This is a genomic window from Arthrobacter sp. 08Y14 (genome assembly GCF_002929455.1).
GTDB classification, from domain to species: Bacteria; Actinomycetota; Actinomycetes; order Actinomycetales; family Micrococcaceae; genus Arthrobacter_B; species Arthrobacter_B sunyaminii.
In genome coordinates, this window is sequence record NZ_PJIX01000070.1 from 1 (window position 1) to 509 (window position 509).

Below are 509 nucleotides of genomic sequence, written 5' to 3' on the forward strand. Positions count from 1 at the left end.
GACTCCCAGCAACAGTGGGACCAGGGTGATCGCCGGCACCCAAAGCGTCATTATGTTGAACACCCAGTAGCCGATCCATGCCGGCTCGTTGGTGAATGCGTTCAGGCCGCGCGAGGTCGTATCAGCGTCAAGCAGAACGAAACTGCCAGTGGCACCTATCGCGGCAATGATGGGTACCCAGTTGCTCAGAGTTGCTGGCTTTGGGCGATTCCTAAAAAAGGGTTCGGCCAGCACAACGGTGTAAATCCAGCTCGCGCCCAAAAACAGCAGATGAGAGGTCAGGTTCAGGTAGTTCCGCCCGCCAAGGGCGGCATCGAGCGTGGGGTAGATCCAGCTAAGTGACGTGCCCAGCATCCACACACCGGAGACCTGCACCCAAAACAGCGGGGCGTAGGTCTTTCCCGATTTCGGCCTCATCCGCAGACAAATACTAAGCAGCAAGGCCGCAATAGTTATCAGGGACACCGCATCGGTGATCTTCATTGCAATTTCCTCAAATGGTCCTCCGC

At 56.8% G+C, this 509-nt stretch carries 1 protein-coding gene; it reads right to left on the bottom strand.

Annotation, left to right across the window (positions count from 1 at the left end):
* Positions 1-483, bottom strand: a 483-nt coding sequence (locus CXR03_RS18015) for a hypothetical protein (RefSeq protein WP_146070577.1), incomplete at its 3' end; no start/stop codon positions are given.
* Positions 484-509: the final 26 nt, after the last annotated feature.